This window comes from Streptomyces sp. NPDC058000, from assembly GCF_042886435.1.
Classification (GTDB): Bacteria; Actinomycetota; Actinomycetes; order Streptomycetales; family Streptomycetaceae; genus Streptomyces.
The window spans coordinates 1-18,560 of sequence record NZ_JBHVQS010000012.1; the positions used below are offsets into that span (position 1 = coordinate 1).

The 18,560-nt window shown below is 74.0% G+C and carries 19 protein-coding genes and 1 tRNA gene; 15 read left to right on the forward strand and 5 right to left on the reverse strand.

Annotation, left to right across the window (positions count from 1 at the left end):
• Positions 1 to 132: 132 nt before the first annotated feature.
• The gene (locus tag ACFVT2_RS15110) at positions 133 to 1,305 is read right to left on the reverse strand and encodes a Gfo/Idh/MocA family oxidoreductase (protein WP_390017087.1); all 1,173 of its coding nucleotides are present in this window, start codon (positions 1,303 to 1,305) and stop codon (positions 133 to 135) included.
• 191 nt (positions 1,306 to 1,496) lie between these two features.
• Between ACFVT2_RS15110 and ACFVT2_RS15115 the strand changes: the two genes are divergently transcribed.
• On the forward strand, positions 1,497 to 2,660 hold the full coding sequence (locus tag ACFVT2_RS15115; protein ID WP_390017467.1) for an ROK family protein: 1,164 nt from the start codon (positions 1,497 to 1,499) through the stop codon (positions 2,658 to 2,660).
• A 131-nt stretch (positions 2,661 to 2,791) separates the two neighbouring features.
• Here the strand turns inward: ACFVT2_RS15115 and ACFVT2_RS15120 are convergent, their stop codons facing one another.
• A complete protein-coding gene (locus ACFVT2_RS15120) occupies positions 2,792 to 3,577 on the reverse strand; it encodes a DUF4232 domain-containing protein (protein WP_390017090.1) in 786 nt (261 codons plus the stop codon).
• A 303-nt stretch (positions 3,578 to 3,880) separates the two neighbouring features.
• Between ACFVT2_RS15120 and ACFVT2_RS15125 the strand changes: the two genes are divergently transcribed.
• From ACFVT2_RS15125 to ACFVT2_RS15170, 10 genes are all read left to right on the forward strand, one after another.
• Positions 3,881 to 4,651 carry a GntR family transcriptional regulator gene (locus ACFVT2_RS15125; RefSeq protein WP_390017469.1) on the forward strand — a complete coding sequence of 257 codons (771 nt, stop codon included), beginning with the start codon at positions 3,881 to 3,883 and terminating at the stop codon, positions 4,649 to 4,651.
• Between the two features lie 139 nt (positions 4,652 to 4,790).
• On the forward strand, positions 4,791 to 5,912 hold the full coding sequence (locus tag ACFVT2_RS15130; RefSeq protein ID WP_390017093.1) for a TIGR03364 family FAD-dependent oxidoreductase: 1,122 nt from the start codon (positions 4,791 to 4,793) through the stop codon (positions 5,910 to 5,912).
• Positions 5,906 to 6,664 carry a phosphonatase-like hydrolase gene (locus ACFVT2_RS15135; RefSeq protein WP_390017095.1) on the forward strand — a complete coding sequence of 253 codons (759 nt, stop codon included), beginning with the start codon at positions 5,906 to 5,908 and terminating at the stop codon, positions 6,662 to 6,664. Before ACFVT2_RS15130 ends, ACFVT2_RS15135 begins: the two co-directional genes overlap by 7 nt.
• Before the next feature lies 1 nt (position 6,665).
• Entirely contained in the window at positions 6,666 to 7,865 is a 1,200-nt protein-coding gene (locus tag ACFVT2_RS15140; RefSeq protein ID WP_390017097.1) for an ABC transporter ATP-binding protein, read from the forward strand.
• Positions 7,858 to 8,922, forward strand: coding sequence for a 2-aminoethylphosphonate ABC transporter permease subunit (locus tag ACFVT2_RS15145; protein ID WP_390017099.1), 1,065 nt, complete (start codon positions 7,858 to 7,860; stop codon positions 8,920 to 8,922). Before ACFVT2_RS15140 ends, ACFVT2_RS15145 begins: the two co-directional genes overlap by 8 nt.
• Positions 8,909 to 9,706, forward strand: a complete 798-nt coding sequence (locus tag ACFVT2_RS15150) for an ABC transporter permease (protein ID WP_390017102.1) — start codon at positions 8,909 to 8,911, stop codon at positions 9,704 to 9,706. The genes ACFVT2_RS15145 and ACFVT2_RS15150 overlap by 14 nt, the downstream gene beginning before the upstream one ends.
• Before the next feature lie 58 nt (positions 9,707 to 9,764).
• Positions 9,765 to 10,829: a 2-aminoethylphosphonate ABC transporter substrate-binding protein gene (locus ACFVT2_RS15155; protein WP_390017104.1), complete on the forward strand. Its 1,065-nt coding sequence runs from the start codon at positions 9,765 to 9,767 to the stop codon at positions 10,827 to 10,829.
• Positions 10,830 to 10,954: 125 nt separating this feature from the next.
• Positions 10,955 to 11,734, forward strand: coding sequence for an HAD-IIA family hydrolase (locus tag ACFVT2_RS15160; RefSeq protein WP_390017107.1), 780 nt, complete (start codon positions 10,955 to 10,957; stop codon positions 11,732 to 11,734).
• Positions 11,735 to 11,925: 191 nt separating this feature from the next.
• The gene (locus tag ACFVT2_RS15165; protein WP_390017110.1) at positions 11,926 to 12,342 is read left to right on the forward strand and encodes a hypothetical protein; all 417 of its coding nucleotides are present in this window, start codon (positions 11,926 to 11,928) and stop codon (positions 12,340 to 12,342) included.
• Positions 12,326 to 12,811: a hypothetical protein gene (locus ACFVT2_RS15170; protein ID WP_390017112.1), complete on the forward strand. Its 486-nt coding sequence runs from the start codon at positions 12,326 to 12,328 to the stop codon at positions 12,809 to 12,811. The genes ACFVT2_RS15165 and ACFVT2_RS15170 overlap by 17 nt, the downstream gene beginning before the upstream one ends.
• 34 nt (positions 12,812 to 12,845) lie before the next feature.
• Here the strand turns inward: ACFVT2_RS15170 and ACFVT2_RS15175 are convergent.
• Positions 12,846 to 12,919: transfer RNA gene (locus tag ACFVT2_RS15175), tRNA-Lys, on the reverse strand.
• A gap of 607 nt (positions 12,920 to 13,526) precedes the next feature.
• Between ACFVT2_RS15175 and ACFVT2_RS15180 the strand changes: the two genes are divergently transcribed.
• Both ACFVT2_RS15180 and ACFVT2_RS15185 read left to right on the forward strand, forming a co-directional pair.
• Entirely contained in the window at positions 13,527 to 13,946 is a 420-nt protein-coding gene (locus tag ACFVT2_RS15180; RefSeq protein ID WP_390017115.1) for an SsgA family sporulation/cell division regulator, read from the forward strand.
• Positions 13,946 to 15,277, forward strand: coding sequence for a hypothetical protein (locus tag ACFVT2_RS15185; RefSeq protein ID WP_390017118.1), 1,332 nt, complete (start codon positions 13,946 to 13,948; stop codon positions 15,275 to 15,277). The genes ACFVT2_RS15180 and ACFVT2_RS15185 overlap by 1 nt, the downstream gene beginning before the upstream one ends.
• Positions 15,278 to 15,584: 307 nt before the next feature.
• Here ACFVT2_RS15185 and ACFVT2_RS15190 read toward each other — a convergent pair whose 3' ends face one another.
• Positions 15,585 to 16,112: a DinB family protein gene (locus ACFVT2_RS15190; RefSeq protein WP_390017121.1), complete on the reverse strand. Its 528-nt coding sequence runs from the start codon at positions 16,110 to 16,112 to the stop codon at positions 15,585 to 15,587.
• Positions 16,113 to 16,438: 326 nt separating this feature from the next.
• Between ACFVT2_RS15190 and ACFVT2_RS15195 the strand changes: the two genes are divergently transcribed.
• Entirely contained in the window at positions 16,439 to 17,032 is a 594-nt protein-coding gene (locus ACFVT2_RS15195) for a lytic polysaccharide monooxygenase (RefSeq protein WP_390017123.1), read from the forward strand.
• A 318-nt stretch (positions 17,033 to 17,350) separates the two neighbouring features.
• Here the strand turns inward: ACFVT2_RS15195 and ACFVT2_RS15200 are convergent, their stop codons facing one another.
• Positions 17,351 to 18,010, reverse strand: coding sequence for an MSMEG_1061 family FMN-dependent PPOX-type flavoprotein (locus ACFVT2_RS15200; protein ID WP_390017126.1), 660 nt, complete (start codon positions 18,008 to 18,010; stop codon positions 17,351 to 17,353).
• Between ACFVT2_RS15200 and ACFVT2_RS15205 the strand changes: the two genes are divergently transcribed.
• Entirely contained in the window at positions 18,001 to 18,414 is a 414-nt protein-coding gene (locus ACFVT2_RS15205) for a transposase family protein (protein WP_390017129.1), read from the forward strand. The two genes, ACFVT2_RS15200 and ACFVT2_RS15205, sit on opposite strands and share 10 nt — an antisense overlap.
• Positions 18,415 to 18,560: the final 146 nt, after the last annotated feature.

The following is an 18,560-nucleotide window of genomic DNA, read 5'->3' on the forward strand; positions in this document are numbered from 1 at the left end:
GTGCCGGACGTAAAGCGAAGCAGTCCGGCACACCCCCACCCCACAGCCCCGGCACCGCGGCCGAACAGCCCCGCGCAGCGGCAACGTACGAGGCCCCGCGCCGCCAGGCGCAACGGCCGACAACGTACGGGGCTAGCCAAGCGCAGCGGACCGGTCCAGCCCCACGACCCGCCCCTCCGTAGCGGAGCGCCTCGCGGCCTCCAGGACGCGCAGTGCCGCCGCGGCCTCGGTGGCGGTCACCGGCGGTGCCCCGCCCTCGCGTAGTGCTCGGGCGATCGCCGCGTAGTAGGCGGGGTAGGCGCCCGGCAGGGTGGGAACCGGTTGTCCGGCGCCGGTCTGCGGGGACTCTCCGCCGGCTGTCGCTGGGGGTGTCCCCACGGCGCCGAGCCGGCCCCAGGCGGACTCGGGCTCCACGCCCCAGGCGTCGCCGTCGGTGCCCGGCCGCCGGCCGGCGCGCAGTGCGGCCTCCTGCGGGTCCAGGCCGTACTTCACGTAGCCCGCGCGGCTGCCCAACACCCGGAAGCGCGGCCCGAGTTGTGCGGCGGTGGCGCTCACCCACAGGTGGGAGCGGACGCCGCCTGCGTGGGTGACGGCGAGGAAGGTGTCGTCGTCGGCCTCGGCGCCCGGGCGGCGGACGTCGGCCTCGGCGTAGACCGAGACCGCCGGGCCGAAGAGGGTCAGTGCCTGGTCGACGAGGTGGCTGCCCAGGTCGTAGAGGAGTCCGCCCAGCTCTGCCGGGTCGCCGGACTCGCGCCAGCCGCCCTTGGGCTGCGGCCGCCAGCGTTCGAAGCGGGACTCGAAGCGCCGTACCTCGCCCAGTGCGCCGTCCGCGAGCAGCTGGCGCACGGTGCGGAAGTCGTTGTCCCAGCGGCGGTTCTGGAAGACCGAGAGCAGCAGTCCGCGGCGGTCGGCGAGCGCGGCGAGCTGCTCGGCCTCGGCGGCGGTGGCGGCCAGCGGTTTGTCGACCACGACCGCGGCACCGGCCTCCAGGGCGGCGGTGGCGAGCGGTACGTGCGTCTTGTTCGGCGACGCCAGCACGATCAGGTCGAGCGCGCCGGCGGCGGCCCGGTCCAGCACCTCCTCGGCGCTCGCCACCGTGCGGACCTGCGGGTGCTCGGCGCGGGCCTGGGCCTGCCGCTCGGGGCTGCGGGTCGAGACGGTGTCGAGCAGCAGCCCGTCGGTGGCGGCGATCAGCGGGGCGTGGAAGACCGAGCCCGCCAGGCCGTAGCCGATCAGGCCGACGCGGAGGGGGGCGGTGCGGGGTGCGGCCGCGGTGGCGGCGCTGCGTGCTTCGGGGTCGCTCATGCCGTCCACTTTCGCAACGCTGTTGCCAAAGTGCAAGCAGTGCGGAGAATGGGACGGTGAGCAGCAACGATCCCGCCCGCCCGGCCACCGGCGACCACCGGCACACCGCCGCACCGGCCCCCACCGCGGCAGCCCCCGCCCCCACGGCACCGGTCCGCCCCACGGCTCCCGCCGGCCCGGCCGGGGCCGCCATGCCGGGCGCGCCCGTCGCCCCGAGCGCCTCCGCCGCCCCCGGCGCCAACCTCCTCGCCCTGCGCGGGCACAACGCCGCACTGGTGCTGGGCCTGCTGCGCGCGGCGGGGGAGGAGGGCGTGAGCCGTCTGGAACTGGCCGAGCGGACCGGACTCACCCCGCAGGCGGTCAGCAAGATCACCGCCCGGCTGCGGGCCGACGGCCTGGCCGCCGAGGCGGGCCGCCGGGCCTCCACCGGCGGCAAACCGCGCACCGTACTGCGGCTCGTCCCCGGCGCCCGGCACGCCGTCGGCGTCCACCTGGACCGCGACGAGATCACCTGCGTCCTGGCCGATCTCACCGGCCGGCCGGCCGCCGTCCGCCGCGCGCCCCTGGACTTCGGCGCCGACGCCGGAACGGTACTGGCCACCGCCGCCCGCGAGGTCGCGGCGCTACGGGACGCGGCGGGCGGGCCGCCGGTGCTCGGCGCGGGGGTGGCCTGCCCGGGCCCGTTGGACCACGCGACGGGCGTGCTGCGCCAGGTCACCGGGGCCCCGAAGTGGGCCGGCTTCCCCCTGCGGGACGCGCTCGCGGAACGCCTGGGCCTGCCGGTCGTCCTGGACAAGGACACCAACGCGGCGGCCCTCGGCCTCAGTCGTGCGCCGGAGGAGGCCGGCGGCGCCTCGTTCGCCTATCTCCACCTGGGGACCGGGCTCGGCGCCGGGCTGGTCCTCGGCGGCACCCTCTACCGCGGACCGCACACCGGCGCCGGCGAATTCGGCCACCAGGTGGTGCAGTTGGACGGACCGCGGTGCGACTGCGGGCGGCGCGGCTGCGTCGAGGCGCTGTGCCTGGCGGCGGTGGCCCGCGGCGATCTGCCATCGGCGGCCCGGGTGTTGGGCGTGGCCGCGGCCAACCTCGTGGAACTGCTGGACATCGACCGGGTGCTGCTCGGCGGCCGTACCGTCCTCGCGCACCCGGAGCGGTTCCGGGACGGCGTGGCCCGGGTCCTCGCCGACCATGCGGCCCTCCGCGGCCGGCCGGGGACGGCACCCGGTGACGGCCCCGCGGCGGCGGTACCGGCGGCGGTACCGGCGGCGGTACCGGTGGCGCTGGCCCGCGGCGGGTCCCGGACCGTCGCGGACGGCGCCGCGGAACTGGTCCTGACGGGACTGTTCCGCTGAGGCGTCGCCGCCCCGCCCCGCCTGACGTCGCGGACCTGCCGGACCGGCCCTCACCCCTTGCGAAGCCACCGCGTTCTCGGAGACGGGCCTGGCTCATGTCCGGGCAGCGCGGAGGTGGTCAGTCGAGGTGGTCAGCCGATGGGGTTGACGAAGGTGGCCGGGTGGGTGGCGGCGCGCTGGTCGACGAGCGTGCCCCAGGGCCACTTGATGGTGAGCGACTTGGTCTCGTTGGGCGGGGTGATGTCCGCCCAGGCGGGCTGGTAGAAGCCGGTGTCTTCCTTGGTCATGGCGACGTTGATGGTGAAGTCGGTGCTGTCGCCGGGGCCCAGGGTGATCGAGCCGTGCTTGGCCGACGAGCGGGCCAGCGACCAGCGCTCGCCGCCGTTCTCGGACGTGAGGTCCACGCCCGGGAACCCGCCGATCTTGCAGGTGCGGCTGCCCTTGTTGGTCAGCACGACGCTGGTGGTCGTCGCGCCGGCCGCATTCGGGTCCGGGGCAGCGTCGCCGCCGGTGGCGAACGACGCCTTCAGACCGGAGGTGTGGCAGCGCTCGACACCCGAACCCGCCCCGCCACCGCTGGTGGCGTGCGAACCACCCGACTGCTTGCCCGCGGCCTCCGCCTTCGTACCGCCCTCGGCGCCCGAACCCGCCTTGGCCCCCGAACCCGGCGCGCCAGCGGAGGAACCGGAAGAACCAGAGCCGGAAGAACCAGAGCCGGAAGAACCGGAGCCGGAGGAACCGGCAGCATCCACGCCCGCGGCGTTCACACCACTCTCCGTCCCGCCCGCGGCCTTCGAACCGGCGGCGTCCGAACCGGAGCAGGCGGTCAGGGAAAGCGCGGCGGCTGCGGTCAGGGCCGCGGCGGCAACGCGCAGAGTGCGGCGACGAGCGGTACGGGCAGCGGTGTTGGAGCGCATTTCGGGTCCCCCGGGGGCAGTGGGTGTCGTCGTTTCCTCGGTACGACACCCACTTTGCTCGGGGCCACTGTCGCAAGGCTGCCGCGCCGCTAACATCCGGCTAACACGGGCGTGAGCAGGGGAAGGACGCCCACGAGGACCCGAAGAGCCAGGCCGCGGCCGCTGTATCGCGAGGTGATCGGGTATCCGGCCGCCTGCCACGGTCCCGGGGTGCTGTCCGCGAGGCGCCGGGAGTGGTGGGGCGGTGCCGGGGTGCCCGGGGTGGCGGTCCTCCCGGCCGGCCACGGGTGCGAAGATCGCCGGGTGGAGTTCCCGTACGGCCAGGATCCTGGCGCACCCGTCCGGTCCGGCATCCCCGAGCACGGACGCATCCCCAAGTACTACGCGGCGAAGGTCGAAATCGCCGCCCTGCTGACGGAGTTGGGCGAGGGCGAACCGCTGCCCGCCGAACGCGAACTGGCCCTGCGCTTCGAGGTGTCCCGCGAGACGCTGCGCCAGGCCCTGCGGGAACTGGTGCTGGAGGGGCGGCTGCGCCGGCTGGGGCGCGGCACGGTCGTCGCCGGCCCCAAGATGGCGCAGCCGCTCTCGCTCGCCAGCTACACCGAGGGCGTCCGCCGCCAGGGCCGCACCCCCGGCCGGCACCTCGTCTCGCTCGACCGCTTCCCCAGCCCGCCGGCGCTCGCCCGTGACCTGGGGCTCGCCGCGGGCGACGCGGTGTGGCACATGGAACGGGTACTGCTCGCCGACGACGAACGGGTCGGCCTGGAGAGCACCTACGTCGCGGTGGCCCGGGTCCCGGACCTGGCGAGCGACTTCGAGCCGGACTCGTCGTTCTACGCCTACCTCCACGAGCGGCTCGGCATCGGCTTCGGGGACGCCGACGAACGCCTGGAGACGGTGCTGGCCACCCCGCGCGAGGCGCTGCTGATCGGGACGCCCGGTGCGCTGCCGATGCTGCTGATCCACCGACTGTCCCGGGACACCGGGGGCCGCCCGCTGGAGCGGGTGCGCTCGCTCTACCGGGGCGACCGGTTCTCGTTCACCACCCACCTGGGGGGCGCGCGGGAGTCCTGACGGGGACCTTCCGCGGCCCGCCGGACACCCCGTTATGTCACGGGAAGGTAACGGGTCTAGGCCAAGTTTGAGCCCGTGTTAACCGACCCGTCGCCGACCCGTCCCCCGCGGGCCACCCGCCGCCGCGACCGTCTGGGGCATGCGAGTCATAGTCGTCGGAGCCGGCGTGCTGGGAACCCTGCACGCCTGGCACGCAGTCGAACGGGGCCACGAGGTCCTGCACATCGAGCGGGAGGCCGAGGCCCGCGGCGCCTCGGTCCGCAACTTCGGGCAGATCTGGGTCAGCGGCCGCGCCGGCGGCGAGGAACTGGACACCGCCCTGCGCGCCCGCGAACTCTGGGAGGGCATCGGCGCCCGCGTCCCCGGCATCGGGTTCCGGGCCATCGGCTCCCTGACCGTCGTCCGGAACGACGCCGAGTACGCGGTCGCCGAGGCCGCCACCCGCCGCCCGGACGCCGCCGCCCGCGGCTACCGGCTCCTCGACGCGGGCCGGGCCCGCGCCCTCAACCCCGCCCTGCGCGGCGACTTCACCGGCGCCCTGTGGTGCGAGCGGGACGCCGCCGTGGAACCCCGGGTCGCCCAACGCGCCCTGAAGGAAGCCCTGTCGGCGTCCGGCCGGTACACCTACCTCGGCGGCCGCGAGGTCCGCGACGTGGTCGGCGAGCGCGCGGTCCGCGACGACCACGGCGCCACCCACCACGGCGACGCGGTGGTGCTGTGCACCGGCGCCTGGCTCGGCGGTCTGGTCCGGGAACTCGTCCCCGACCTGCCGGTGCGCCGGGTGCGCCTCCAGATGATGCAGACCGACCCGCTCGGCGAACCCCTGACCACCTCCGTCGCCGACGCCGACAGCTTCCGCTACTACCCGGCCTACCGCGGCGACGCCCTGGACGCCCTCAACGCCGGCCAGGCGCAGACCCCGACCGCCGCCGCCCACAAGATGCAGCTGCTGATGGTCCAGCGCGCCGACGGCGGCCTGACCATCGGCGACACCCACGAGTACGAGACGCCGTTCGCCTTCGACACCGTCGAGGAGCCCTACGAGCACCTCACCGGCGTCGTCGAGGCGATCCTGGGCCGCCCGCTGCCCCGCATCCGCCACCGCTGGGCCGGCGTCTACGCCCAGTGCACCGACACCAGCCGGGTCGTCCACCGCCAGCAGGTCCGGGACGGCGTCTGGCTGGTCACCGGACCCGGCGGACGCGGTATGACCTGCTCCCCGGCCATCGCCGAAACCACCGCGAACGAACTGGGATGGTGAGCCCGTTGACGAACCCGCCCGCGCACCCCGCGCACCCCGAGCGCCCCGAGGACGTCCGGCTGGTCGTCCTCGACATGGCCGGCACCACCGTCGCCGACGACGGCCTGGTGGAGCGGGCCTTCGACACCGCCGCCCGCCACATGGGCGTCGAGCCGGGCAGCCCCCGGCACGCCGAGCACCTCGCCTACGTCCGCGCCACCATGGGCGAGTCCAAGATCTCCGTCTTCCGGCACCTGTTCGCCGCCGCCGACGGCGACCCCCACGCCACCGAGGAAGCCGCCCAGCGCGCCAACCGCGCCTTCGAGTCGGCCTACGGCGCCCTGGTCGACGACGGCCGGATCGCCCCTGTCCCCGGCGCCCGCGCCGCGATCGAGTCCCTCCAGGCCGCCGGCCGCACCGTCGTCCTCACCACCGGATTCGCCCGGGTCACCCAGGACGCCATCCTCGACGCGCTCGGCTGGCGCGACCTGGTCCGGCTCACCCTCTGCCCGGCCGACGCCGGCGGCCGCGGCCGCCCGTACCCCGACATGGTGCTGGCCGCCCTGCTGCGCACCGGCGCCGCCGACGACGTGGCGCAGCTCGCGGTGGCCGGCGACACCTCCTACGACATGACCGCCGGGCGCCGCAGCGGCGCCGCGGTGGTCGCCGGGGTGCTCACCGGCGCCCACGACGCCGCGCAACTGTCGGCCGCCGGCGCCACCCACGTCCTCGGCTCGGTCGCCGAACTGCCCGCCCTGCTGGGAGTGGTGTGAGATGCCCGCCCCCTCCGCCGCGGCCGCCGCCCCCTCCGCCGCGCCGCGCCCCGCCTCCGGCATCCGCTTCGACCGCGTCACCGTCGCCCACGGCCGGCGCGGCGAACACACCGTCCTGGACTCCCTAGACCTCACCGTCGAACCGGGCGAGGTGATGGCCCTGCTCGGACCGTCCGGTTCCGGCAAGACCACCGCACTGCGGGCGGTCGCCGGTTTCGTCCGGCCGGTCTCCGGGCGGGTCCTGATCGGCGGCCGGGACGTGACCGCCCTGCCGCCCTACAAGCGCGGCATCGGCATGGTCGTCCAGCAGTACGCGCTCTTCCCGCACATGAAGGTCGCCGAGAACGTCGCCTTCGGCCTCAAGGCGCAGAAGGTCCCGCGCGCCGAGATCCCCGGCCGGGTCGCCGAAGCCCTGGAGATGACCGGTATGGCCGCCTACGCCGACCGGCACCCCCGGGAGCTGTCCGGCGGCCAGCAGCAGCGGGTCGCCATCGCCCGGGCGCTCGCCATCCGCCCCGGCGTGCTGCTGCTGGACGAGCCGCTGTCCGCGCTCGACGCCCAGCTGCGCTCCGGCATGCTCACCGAACTCGCCCGCCTGCACCGGGAGTTGCCGGACGTCTCGATCCTCTACGTCACCCACGACCAGGTCGAAGCGCTGACCCTCGCCGACCGGATCGCCGTACTGGAGTCGGCCCGGCTGCGCGAGTGCGGCACCCCGCAAGCGCTCTACCGCAGCCCGCGCACCGCGTTCACCGCGTCGTTCGTCGGCACCGCGAACCTCCTGCCGGTGACCGTGCGCCACGACGGCGGCGTGGAGTTCGCCGGCCGCCCGCTGGCCGTCCCCACCGGGGACGCGACCCCGGGCGCCACCGCCACGCTGTGCGTCCGCCCGCACCTCCTCGGCCTCGGCGCCGGCCCCGACCCGCACGGCAACACCCTGCGCGGCACCGTCACCGAGGTCCAGTGGCGCGGCGCCACCCACCGGCTGTACCTCACGGTCGACGGCCACCGCGTCCTGGCCGACCTGCGGGAACTGCGCGAGACCCCACCGCTCGGCACGGAACTCGCCCTGCACTTCGCCCCGGAGGACGCGGTCCTCATCCCGGCGGGCATCCAGACGGGAATCCCGACGGAGCCCCCGACGGACACCCCGACGGACACCCCGACGGTGGCCGTGGACGGCGGACCGCGCCATGCCTGACCGTGCCGTTCCCGACCGTGCCGTGCCCGACCGCGCCATGCCGGAAGCCGGGCGGCGCCACCGTCGGACCGCCGCCCTGTGGGCCCTGCCGCCGGTCGCCGCCCTCGCGGTGGTGTTCCTCTACCCGCTCGCCCTGGTGGTCCGCCAGTCCGTCACCCCCGAGGACGGCGGCGGACCGTCCACCGCCCCGTACGCCGCCGTCCTCGCCGCCACGTCCTTCCGGGACGCGCTCACCCACACCGTGCTGATCGCCGCCGGCGCCACCCTCGGCGCGCTCCTCCTCGGCCTGCTGCTCTCCCTCGTCATCGCCTTCGTCCCGTTCCCCGGCGGCAGGGCGCTGGCCCGCTTCATCGACATCTTCCTGGCCTTCCCGTCCTTCCTGATCACCCTCGCCCTGCTGTTCCTCTACGGCACCGTCGGCATCGCCAACGGCCTGTGGACGGACGTCACCGGCGCCGCCCACGGGCCACTGGACTTCCTGCACACCCCCTGGGGCGTCCTGCTGGCCGAGGTCACCTACTTCACCCCGTTCGTGATGCGCCCGCTGCTCGCCGCGTTCTCGCAGGTGGAGACCGCGCAGGTGGAGGCCGCCGGATCGCTGGGCGCCCGGCCGTGGCGGATCGTGCGGACGGTGATCCTGCCGGAGGCGCTGCCCTCGCTCGCCGCCGGCGGCGCGCTGGTCCTGGTGATGTGCCTGAACGAGTTCGGCATCGTGCTGTTCACCGGCGCCAAGAACGTCGTCACCCTGCCGATGCTCGTCTACACCAAGGCGATCCTCGACGGCGACTACACCGGCGCCTGCGTCGTCGCGGTCATCAACATCGTGCTGTCGGTCGCCCTCTACGCCCTGTACCGGGCGGTGATGTCCCGCACGAGCGGCACCGCCGAGCGCCGCAAGACCCCCCGGGCCCCCGCCGGCAAGACCCCCGCCGGCCACGCCCCCGCGGGCACCGTCCCGGCCGGGCGCACCCCCGCGGGAGACCTCCCCGCCGGGCCCGTCCCCGCCGCCCCCGTCCCCGCCCTCGCCGCAGGAGGTGCCGACCGTGCTCGTGCATAGCGCAGCCGCCCGCCGGGTCGTCTGGGCGGTGTTCTTCCTCCTCTTCGTCCCGGTCTTCGCGCTCCCGCTGCTGGTGATCGTCGCCGCCTCGTTCGCCGGCGGCTGGAGCGGAGCCCTCCCCTCCGGCCTGACTCTGACGCACTATCAGGACATCGCCAAGGGGGACGCACTCACCGCCCTGACCACCAGCGTGCTCACCGCCCTCGCCGCCAGCGTCGCCGCCCTGGCCGCCGGCACCTGGGCCGCCCTGGCCGCCGAAAAGCTCGGCCGGCGCGCCCGCCGGGTCCTCGACGCGCTCTTCCTCCTGCCGGTCGCCGTCCCCTCCGTCGTCGTCGGCCTCGCCCTCCTCGTCGCCTTCTCCCAGCCCCCGTTCCTCCTCAACGGCACCCCGCAGATCGTGATCATCGCCCACACCGTGCTGGTCACCGCCTTCGCCTACCAGTCCGTGACCGCCGCGCTGGCCCGCCTCGACCCGGCCTACGAGCAGAGCGCCGCCGGCCTCGGCGCCCGCCCCGGCTACGTCCTGCGGCGGGTCAAGCTCCCCCTGCTCCTGCCGTCCCTGACCGCCGCCGCGGGCCTGTGCTTCGCCCTCTCCATGGGCGAGTTGAGCGCCACGATGATGCTCTACCCCCCGGACTGGATGCCGCTGCCCGTCCAGATCTTCGCCGCCACCGACCGCGGCGCCCTCTTCACCGGCGCCGCCCTCGCGGTGGCCCTCATGGCCACCACCCTCCTCGTCCTCCTCGGCGTCTCCCGCATCCGCACCCGGGCCACCTACCGCTGACCCCACGCCACCCCCCGACTCCCCGTCGCCCGCGACCCGTTCCCCAGGAGCACCCGCCATGTCCAGCCGCCTGCCCCGCCCCCTCACCGCCGGCGCCGCCGTCCTCGTCCTCGCCGCCACCGGCACCGCCTGCGGCACCCCGGCCGCCGACCCCAACGCCAAGGAGATCACCGTCTACAGCGCCGACGGCCTCAAGAGCGAACAGGGCGACGGCTTCTACGACAAGGTCTTCAAGGACTTCGAGAAGCAGACCGGCATCAAGGTCGACTACGTCGAGTCCGGCTCCGGCGCCGCCGTCCAGCGCCTGGCCCGGGAACGCGCCAACACCAAGGCGGACGTCCTCGTCACCCTGCCGCCCTTCATCCAGCAGGCCGACGGCAAGGGCCTGCTCGACATCTACCGCCCACACGGCTCCGAACAGGTCGCCGCCGCCGACAAGGACCCCAACGGCAAGTGGGTCTCCATCGTCAACAACTACTTCTGCTTCATCTACAACAAGAAGGAACTCAAGGAGCCCCCGGCCACCTGGCAGGACCTCACCGACCACCGGTTCGCGGGCAGGCTCCAGTACTCCACCCCCGGCGTCGCCGGCGACGGCACCGCCGTCCTCATCAAGGCCCTGCACGACTTCGGCGGACAGGGCCCCGCCATGGACTTCCTCAAGAAGCTCCAGGCCAACAACGTCGGCCCGTCCTCCTCCACCGGCCAGCTCGCCCCCAAGACCGACAAGGGCGAACTCCTGGTCGCCAACGGCGACGTCCAGATGAACTACGCCAACATGAAGTCCATGCCCCACCAGGGCATCTTCTTCCCCGCCGCCAAGCCCGGCGCCCGCCCCACCACCTTCGCCCTCCCCTACGCCGCCGGCCTGGTCAAGGACGCCCCGCACGCCGCCAACGCCCGGAAGTTCCTCGACTACCTGCTCAGCAAGCCGGTCCAGGAAGAGGTCTCCGCCGTCGGCGGCGGCTTCACCTCCCGCAAGGACATCAAGCCCACCGACCCCAACGCCACGGCCCTCGCCGCGATCATGAAGGGGGTCGACGTCTTCCAGCCCGACTGGAACGACGTCGACAAGAACCTCGACACCTACATCGGCGCCTGGAAGACCGCAACCGGAAGCTGACCGTCACCGACCAGGGCCGGTGCGCCGCCGCTGACTTAGGCTGGGGCCGTCGGCCGCCCGTTCGGGCCCGGCCGGCGCCCTGGCCATCCGGCCAGCCCTGGTCAACACGCACGGCAGGAGTGGCAGTGGCAGAGCGCAAGCCGATCGAGTCCTGGCTCACCGACATGGACGGCGTCCTCATGCACGAGGGCGTCCCGGTCCCCGGCGCGGACGCCTTCATCAAGCGGCTGCGCGAATCGGGCCGGCCCTTCCTCGTCCTGACCAACAACTCCATCTACACCCCCCGCGACCTGCACGCCCGCCTCAACCGCATCGGGCTGGACGTCCCGTGGGAGTCGATCTGGACCTCGGCGCTGGCCACCGCCCAGTTCCTCGACGACCAGCGCCCCGGCGGCACCGCCTACGTCATCGGCGAGGCCGGCCTGACCACCGCCCTGCACGACATCGGCTACATCCTCACCGACCACGCCCCCGATTACGTTGTCCTCGGAGAGACCCGGACTTACAGCTTCGAGGCCCTCACCAAGGCCATCCGGCTGATCGACAACGGCGCCCGCTTCATCGCCACCAACCCCGACGAGACCGGCCCCTCGCCCCAGGGCGCCCTCCCCGCCACCGGCTCCGTCGCCGCCCTGATCACCAAGGCCACCGGCGTCGAACCGTACTTCGTCGGCAAGCCCAACCCGCTGATGATGCGCCACGCGCTCAACGCCATCGGCGCCCACTCCGAGAGCTCCGCCATGATCGGCGACCGGATGGACACCGACGTGGTCGCCGGCCTGGAAGCGGGCATGGAGACCTTCCTCGTCCTCACCGGCCTCACCCGCCCCGAGGACATCGAACGCCACCCCTTCCGCCCCTCCCGCGTCGTCGACTCCATCGCGGACCTGGTCGACCTGGTCTGATCCCCGGCCCGGGGCCGGCCCCACACCCGGGCCGGCCCCACCGCCGCAGCCCCACCGCCGGAGCCCTGTCGCAGCCCCGCCGCCGGAGCCGCCGGCGGAGGCTCCCGGCCACCCGAACGGCGCAGCCCGGCCCCGCCCCGGATGCGCCCGGCCGCGCACCGGCGGACCTTCGGAGTATCCGGAGGTACACCATGCGCTCACCGCAGCTCGCACTCTGTGCCGCGGTCGCGGTATGCGCGGTGACGACGGCACCCGCGTACGCCACCGACGACGGACGCGGCCCCGGCACCGCCCAGACCACCATCGCCGCCCCGGCCGCGCACGGCCCGCACCGCACCGCACCCACCGGCCCGCACCCCGCCGGCCCCGACACCACCCGCGCCACCCACCCGGCCGGCTCGGCGCGCGCCCACACCGCGCCCGCCCTGACCGCCCATGTCCCCCGCACGCCCCGCCGGGTCACCGCCCGCCGGGAACTGAGCAGCACTTCCGCCGTCGTCCTCGTCCTGGCGGGCGGCGCCATCCTGGTCATCGCCGGCCAACTGCTCCGCCTCAGACTCCGGCTCCGCCGCGAACGCCAGGGGAGCGGCAGTGCCGACGAACGTTGAGGAAACGGCCACCCCGCGGGACGCCGAGCACGCCACCGCCGTACCGGACGCCGAGAACCCGGCCGCCCCGAGGGACGGCGAGCAAGCACCCGGCGGGAATGACTGGACGGGCACCGAGGACGCGGCACTCCTGGTGGCCGCGGAGCAGGTAGCCGTCCCGATGGGCACCGGCGTCGCGACCGTCCCGGTGGCCGCCGGGCGGACGGGGCCGCCGGGTGCACGCCCCGCATCCGCCGCCCCCCGCCTCCTGGCGGGCCTCGCCTGGGTCGTCCTGCTGCTGGCCTGCTGGTTCTGCGGCGGCCGTCCCGACCTCCCGGACGGTGGCCCGGCGCGGCTCCCCGCGACCGGCGACGCCGCCGCCGTCGGCCGCCCCCCGGCCCGTTCGCCTGCCCGACCGCACCCGCTCACCGCGCCCACGACGCGTACCGGAGCCCCGGCGGCCCCCGGCGCCACAACGGAACACGACTGAGGCCCCCCGCGATGCGAGGGGCCTCAGTCTTACGTGCGCCGCCAGGGACTCGAACCCCGGACCCGCTGATTAAGAGTCAGCTGCTCTAACCAACTGAGCTAGCGGCGCGCGCTGACGAAGAAAACTCTACACGAACTCCGGGGGTGGTCCGTACCCAGGAATGCGCCCCCCACGCTTCCCCCTCGTGTGATCCCCGCCACTCCCGCGCCCGCCTGGCCGTGGCCCCGCCCGTCGACCGCACCAACCCCACCCGCCCCGTACCCCACCGGGGACCCTCCCGCCCCGGGCCGAAAGTCCCGCGACATCGGGACCTTCGCCCGAGCGGGCGCCCGGATTGGTCTGTGAAGATCGACTTCGTGGCCGTAGTGCATCAGTTGCCCCGTCAACATGCGGTTTCTCCTGCCCGTTGAGAGGCTGAGGCCAGCGCCGGGGCGCGGCAGGGCCGATGCCCGGGCGTCGGCCCCGACGAGCAGCCGGCCTGGAGGAGAACGGGCATGACGGTCCCGCGACACACCGCCCACGGCACCCGGCACGTCACCCCGCCGCCGGGCCGGGCGCCGGGCCGCAACCCCCGCCCGCGCGTCCCCCGCGGACCATGGCGTCCATCACTAGTCCGCCATCACCTGCAACCCCATCCCGCGAGCCAACGTCTGCTAGGACGCGAGCCCCGAACCGGGGCCCCGGGACTCGCCCCTCTTTGGAAAGGTTGATCGTCGTGGTGTCGACAGCCAAGCGCACCCTTGAGATGCAGCTCCTCCTCGGGCCGGACGAAACGGTTCCGGTGGCCGGCCGGTTCGGCTACCGCAGTGACCGCCCCTACGAGGTCGAGGTCGCGTTCCTCAGTCGCGGCGAGACGGTCGCCACCTGGCTGTTCGCCCGCGATCTGCTGCTCGGCGGGCTGTGCGGCGAGGTCGGGCAGGGTGACGTGCGGGTCTGGCCCGCCTGTCGGGCGGGCGCATCCCGCCGGGTCCACATCGAACTCGCCACCGACGGCAACGTCTGCGAGCTGACGGTGCGCGCGACGGAGCTCACCGCCTGGCTGGAGCAGACCGCGGCCATCGTCCCGCCCGGCCACGAGGACCGCTATCTCGATATGGACGCCCACCTGGCCCGCCTGCTAGCGGGGAAGTGCTGATGACCCCTACTCCCATGACGACGACGCCCGACGCTCGCCTCGCCATACGCGCGGCGACCCCCGAAACGGGCGCCCCCGGAGCCGCCACGACCACCGACCCGCGGGACCCGGCCGGCGCGGCCGCCCCCGGCGCGGTCGGCCGGACCGCCGCCCACCGCATCCCCGCCGCCCGGACCGGTGCCGACCCGGCCGTCCGGATCCCGGCGCAGGGCGGCCCCGCCGGCGCCGGCGCCGACCCCACCGGAACGGCCGACGCCGCGCCCGCCGACGGCGACACCTCCGGCGCGCCGGCCCCGCACGACCCCTGCACGCACGGCTTCCTCCCCGAGCGGCCCCCCGTACGATCCATGATCGGCACCTGGACCCGGCTGGACGCCATGGCCCGCGAGGCGGCCGTCGCACCCGACCGCGCGACCGCCCTCGACGTCGTCAAACGCGCCGACCACGCCGAGGAGTTGACCGCCCTGCGACAGCGCGTCTCCCGCCTCTCGCCGCGCAACGCGGAGGCCGCCGCGATGCGCGTCGCGGTCATCGCGGTGTCCTGCGGCTGGAGCGCCCTGGACCCGCAGGCGCCGGCCGCCCGCGAGGTCGCCAACGAGGCGTTCCTGGAACTCTGGGCGGCCATCGCGCACCGCATCGACCACGACCAGTTCGTCGCCCTGCCCACCCTTGCGCTCCACAACTGGGCCCCGGAACGCAAACCACGCCGCCACATCCCCATCGACCAACTGGCCCGCACCGAACAACTGGTCCCGATCGTGCGCTGGGCTCCGGAGGGCCAGCCGCTCAGCCGCCTGGACCGGCTGATGCTCGCCGCGACCCGGCTGGAGGCGCACGGCATCTGGCTCTTCCGCCTCGCCGACACCCTGGCCGGCCGCGCCCCCGACGACTCGTCCACGCCGACGGCACTGCGCCGCCTGGTCCGCATCCAGCACGCCCTGCGCGCCCAGCTCCACTCCGAGGCCGCGGAACTGGCGTCCGCCCCGGCCACCGACCAGCAGCGGGCGGTGCTCGGCGCGCTCGCCGAACAGGGCGCCCTGGAGCCGCCGGTCCTCCAGGCCGCCGACGCCGTCCTGGGCATCGGCGGGCGCCGCCTCGGCGAGGGCCGGCGCCAGCACCTGCGCCGCCACCTCCCGGCCCAACACCGCGCCTGGCTCAGCGCCATGGACCGCCACTGCGCCCCCGTCCGCACCCTCGCCCACCGTGGCGGCCCCGACGCCGCCGTCTACCGCGAGGCCCAGGAATCCCTCATCGCCCTACGCCGCACCTACACCGCCCTCGTCCAAACCGCCGCCGCCCCCACCCCGGGCCCCCTCCCAGAGGCAGCGTGACCCCCCACCTCCCGGTCAGCCCGAGCTAGCCGGGCAGGCCGAGCCAGTTGGGTAGCCCGAGCCAGCCGGGCGGGCCAGGCCAGCCGAGCAGCCCAAGCCAGATGGGGTGGCCCGAGCCAGCCGGGTGGCCCGAGCCAGTTGGGCAGCCCGAGCCAGTTGGGCAGCCCGAGCCCGCCGGGCGGGCCAGGCCAGGCCCGCCGGGCGGCTCAGGCCAGTCGGGTAGCCCAGGCCAGCCGGGTGGCGCTGGCCCGCCGGGTGGTGCGACCCGGCGGGAGCGCCAGCCGGCTTGGCCGCGATGTGGGGTGCCTCAGGCGCCCGTTGTGCCGTCGATGCACTCCCGGATGAGGTCCGCGTGACCGTTGTGGCGTGCGTACTCCTCGATCATGTGGACCAGGATCCAGCGCAGCGAGACTCCCTGGCCACCGACGTGTCCGGCCTCCTTTTCCGAGAGCTTGCCGGCGTCCTCCAGCGACGAACCGGCGATCAGGTCCCTGCTCCGTGCGACCTCCGCGCGCCAGAGGCTCAGAGCTTCGTCGATCCCGCGGCCCGGGACGAGCGTGAAGCCATCGCCCGAACCCCCCTCGTACACCGGTGGCACGTCCCGACCCGCGAACACCCGCTGGAACCAGTTGCGTTCGACCTCTGCCATGTGCTGGACCAGGCCCAGCAGCGTCATCGACGACGGCGCCACCGAGGCCAGCCGCAGCTGACGGTCATCTAGGCCCGCGCACTTCAGTTCCAGTGTGGCGCGGTGGAAGTCCAGCCAGCTCTCCAGGCCCTCGCGTTCCCCGGCGTGCGGGGGCGGGACGGGGCGGCCATCCGGTGTCGTATCCATGCCCCTCACTCTCACACGGCCGCCGGCCGACACAGTCGGAACTGATGAACGCCGCAACCGATGCACGCCTCAGCGGAAGGCAAACGCGGCGTAGGGCCGCTGACGGTGCGACGGGCTTCGTGACGGACTTCGCGACGGACTTCGTACGGAGGCCGCACAGAAGTCGAGTGGACGTCGAGTGGTCGTCGAGCGGACATGATCGCGTCATGGTCTAGACATGTTCAATTCCCCTCACTAATCTGCCAGTTGGTCTGGACCAAGCGCAGCACCGCACTTCACTCGACTCGCAGAACTCCCCTCCCCCCAGCGTTCTTCAGGAGCGAAGCATGCGTAAGAAGCTCAGTGCCGCCGTGATAGGCATCGGTATCGTCGGGGCCTCCTTTCTCGCGACGGGCAGCGCCTCCAGTCACGGCTACAGCGACGCGCCGCCGAGCCGTCAGGCGCTCTGCGCCAACGGCACCGTCAAGGACTGTGGCGCTATTCAGTACGAGCCCCAGAGCGTCGAGGCGCCCACGGGATTCCCCGCCGCCGGGCCGGCTGACGGCAAGATCTGTTCCGGCGGGCACGACAACTTCGTGCAACTGGACGATCCGCGCGGTGGCAAGTGGCCGGCGACCAAGCTCTCCCCGGGGCAGGGCTACACCTTCACCTGGCGCCTCACGGCACGGCATGCGACGGCGGACTTCGAGTACTTCATCACCAAGGACGGCTACGACCCCACCAAGCCGCTCACCCGCGCCGACCTCGAACCCGAGCCGTTCATGACGGTGCCGATGGGGGGCGCACGCCCGGGGGAGACGGTGCAGCATCAGGGCACCGTCCCCACCCTCAAGTCCGGGCGCCACCTCATCCTGGGCGTATGGAACATCGCTGACACGGGCAACGCGTTCTACGCCTGCTCGGATGTTGACCTGTCCTGACCCTGACCCTGGCGCTGCCGCCACGTCCCGTCGGCAGGTGTGGTGTCTTCATCGGGCCTCCCCGTCCTCCCTCCGGGGAGGCCCTCGCCACCCCGGGACCGTCTGCGGCTCCTTCGTGCTCCCGCCGCCGTCTCGTTGTATAAGAACGCTACGGGCAGCGGCAGTTGGCGGCGTCACGCCACGGGTTGGTCTCGCATGGAGGAAGGGGTAGACCCAGGGGTTGATGGGACACCGGGCGAAGTGCTCCGATCAGAGGCCCGAGGCGTGCTGGTCTAGGGGTTCGGCGGGCTGGTGGTTCAGCAATCGCTGGTCGGCCCGTTACTCGTACCGGTACTTCAGCGAGTCCGCCTCCGCCTGCTCGATGTCGGCGATCGTCAGCTCCGGCATCCGCAGTTGGGCCAGCGTCACCTCGGCCGAGGTCGGCTGGGCGTCCGTCGGCAGCCACTGCTCCGGCTTCCAGGACCCGCTGCGCAGGAGGGACTTGGGGCAGTGCGGGTAGACCTCCTCGATCCCCAGCACCAGCGCACTGGCCGGCGGCTTGCCCACGGCGGTCAGCTGCGACAGCAGCTCCGGACGGGTGGAGACGCAGGCCCGGCCGTTCACCCTGAGCGTCGTGGTGCGCCCCGGGATGACGAACAGCAGCCCGGCCCGTCCGGTGGCGACGACGTTCTGCAGGGTGTCCAGACGCTTGTTGCCGGTCGCGTCCGGTATCGCCACCGTCCGCGTGTCTAAGACGGCGACGAACCCGGCGGGACCGCCGCGCGGGGAAACGTCACAGTTGCCCTCGGCGTCCGCGCTGGCGACCAGGACCAGCGATGAGCATCCGATCAACCACCTGGTCTGTTCGGTGAGTTCGGTCATCTGCTTGCGCACGGCCGCGTCGCTGGGGAGTTCGTAGGCCCGGCGCAGCGCCTCCTGGTCGGGCACGGCGTCGAGGCGGAGCGAGTCGAAGGCACTGCCGGCAAGGGGTGGCGTCATGCCTCGACCCTAATGAGCGACGTGAGGGCGACCGTCGGCGGGAGGCGGGAGCCGGGCCGAAGTACGAACTGGTCTTCACCGACCGGCTCCTGGCGACACTGGTCCATCTGCGGACTGGGCTCACCCATGAGGCGTTGGGTGTGCTCTACGAGGTGGGGTCCTCCACGATCGGCCGGGCGATCCAGGAGGTCCGCCCGCTGCCGGCGGACCGTGGGTTCGCCGTCCCCGACCGGCCCGGCATCCTGCTGCGGACCCTGGATGACGCGTTCGTCCATGCCGCGGCCGAGGGCGTTGCCGAGACGCACCGCGCCATCGCCGCTCTGGTCTCCGCCCGCGCCGCCGAGCGGCCCACCCGGCACAAACCCAGCACCGAGCCGGTGCACGTTCGCAGCAAGTCCTGCTGAACCACGACCCGGCCGAACCCGCAGGCCGACACGCCCCAAGGTCAATCGCGGGGCAGCCCGTTGCCCCTCGCCCGTTGCCCCTCGCCCCCTCATGGCATGCCCCTTCATGCTTCTCCGCGCCCTTCCGCATCCCCGCACCCTGCAAA

Coding starts and splice junctions, on each gene's coding strand:
- ACFVT2_RS15135 (WP_390017095.1), top strand. CDS start 5,906: ATGGTGAGCCCGTTGACGAACCCGCCCGCGCACCCCGCGCACCCCGAG.
- ACFVT2_RS15115 (WP_390017467.1), top strand. CDS start 1,497: ATGCCGGGCGCGCCCGTCGCCCCGAGCGCCTCCGCCGCCCCCGGCGCC.
- ACFVT2_RS15145 (WP_390017099.1), top strand. CDS start 7,858: ATGCCTGACCGTGCCGTTCCCGACCGTGCCGTGCCCGACCGCGCCATG.
- ACFVT2_RS15120 (WP_390017090.1), bottom strand. CDS start 3,577: ATGCGCTCCAACACCGCTGCCCGTACCGCTCGTCGCCGCACTCTGCGC.
- ACFVT2_RS15195 (WP_390017123.1), top strand. CDS start 16,439: ATGCGTAAGAAGCTCAGTGCCGCCGTGATAGGCATCGGTATCGTCGGG.
- ACFVT2_RS15190 (WP_390017121.1), bottom strand. CDS start 16,112: ATGGATACGACACCGGATGGCCGCCCCGTCCCGCCCCCGCACGCCGGG.
- ACFVT2_RS15200 (WP_390017126.1), bottom strand. CDS start 18,010: ATGACGCCACCCCTTGCCGGCAGTGCCTTCGACTCGCTCCGCCTCGAC.
- ACFVT2_RS15165 (WP_390017110.1), top strand. CDS start 11,926: ATGCGCTCACCGCAGCTCGCACTCTGTGCCGCGGTCGCGGTATGCGCG.
- ACFVT2_RS15185 (WP_390017118.1), top strand. CDS start 13,946: ATGACCCCTACTCCCATGACGACGACGCCCGACGCTCGCCTCGCCATA.
- ACFVT2_RS15155 (WP_390017104.1), top strand. CDS start 9,765: ATGTCCAGCCGCCTGCCCCGCCCCCTCACCGCCGGCGCCGCCGTCCTC.
- ACFVT2_RS15140 (WP_390017097.1), top strand. CDS start 6,666: ATGCCCGCCCCCTCCGCCGCGGCCGCCGCCCCCTCCGCCGCGCCGCGC.
- ACFVT2_RS15110 (WP_390017087.1), bottom strand. CDS start 1,305: ATGAGCGACCCCGAAGCACGCAGCGCCGCCACCGCGGCCGCACCCCGC.
- ACFVT2_RS15130 (WP_390017093.1), top strand. CDS start 4,791: ATGCGAGTCATAGTCGTCGGAGCCGGCGTGCTGGGAACCCTGCACGCC.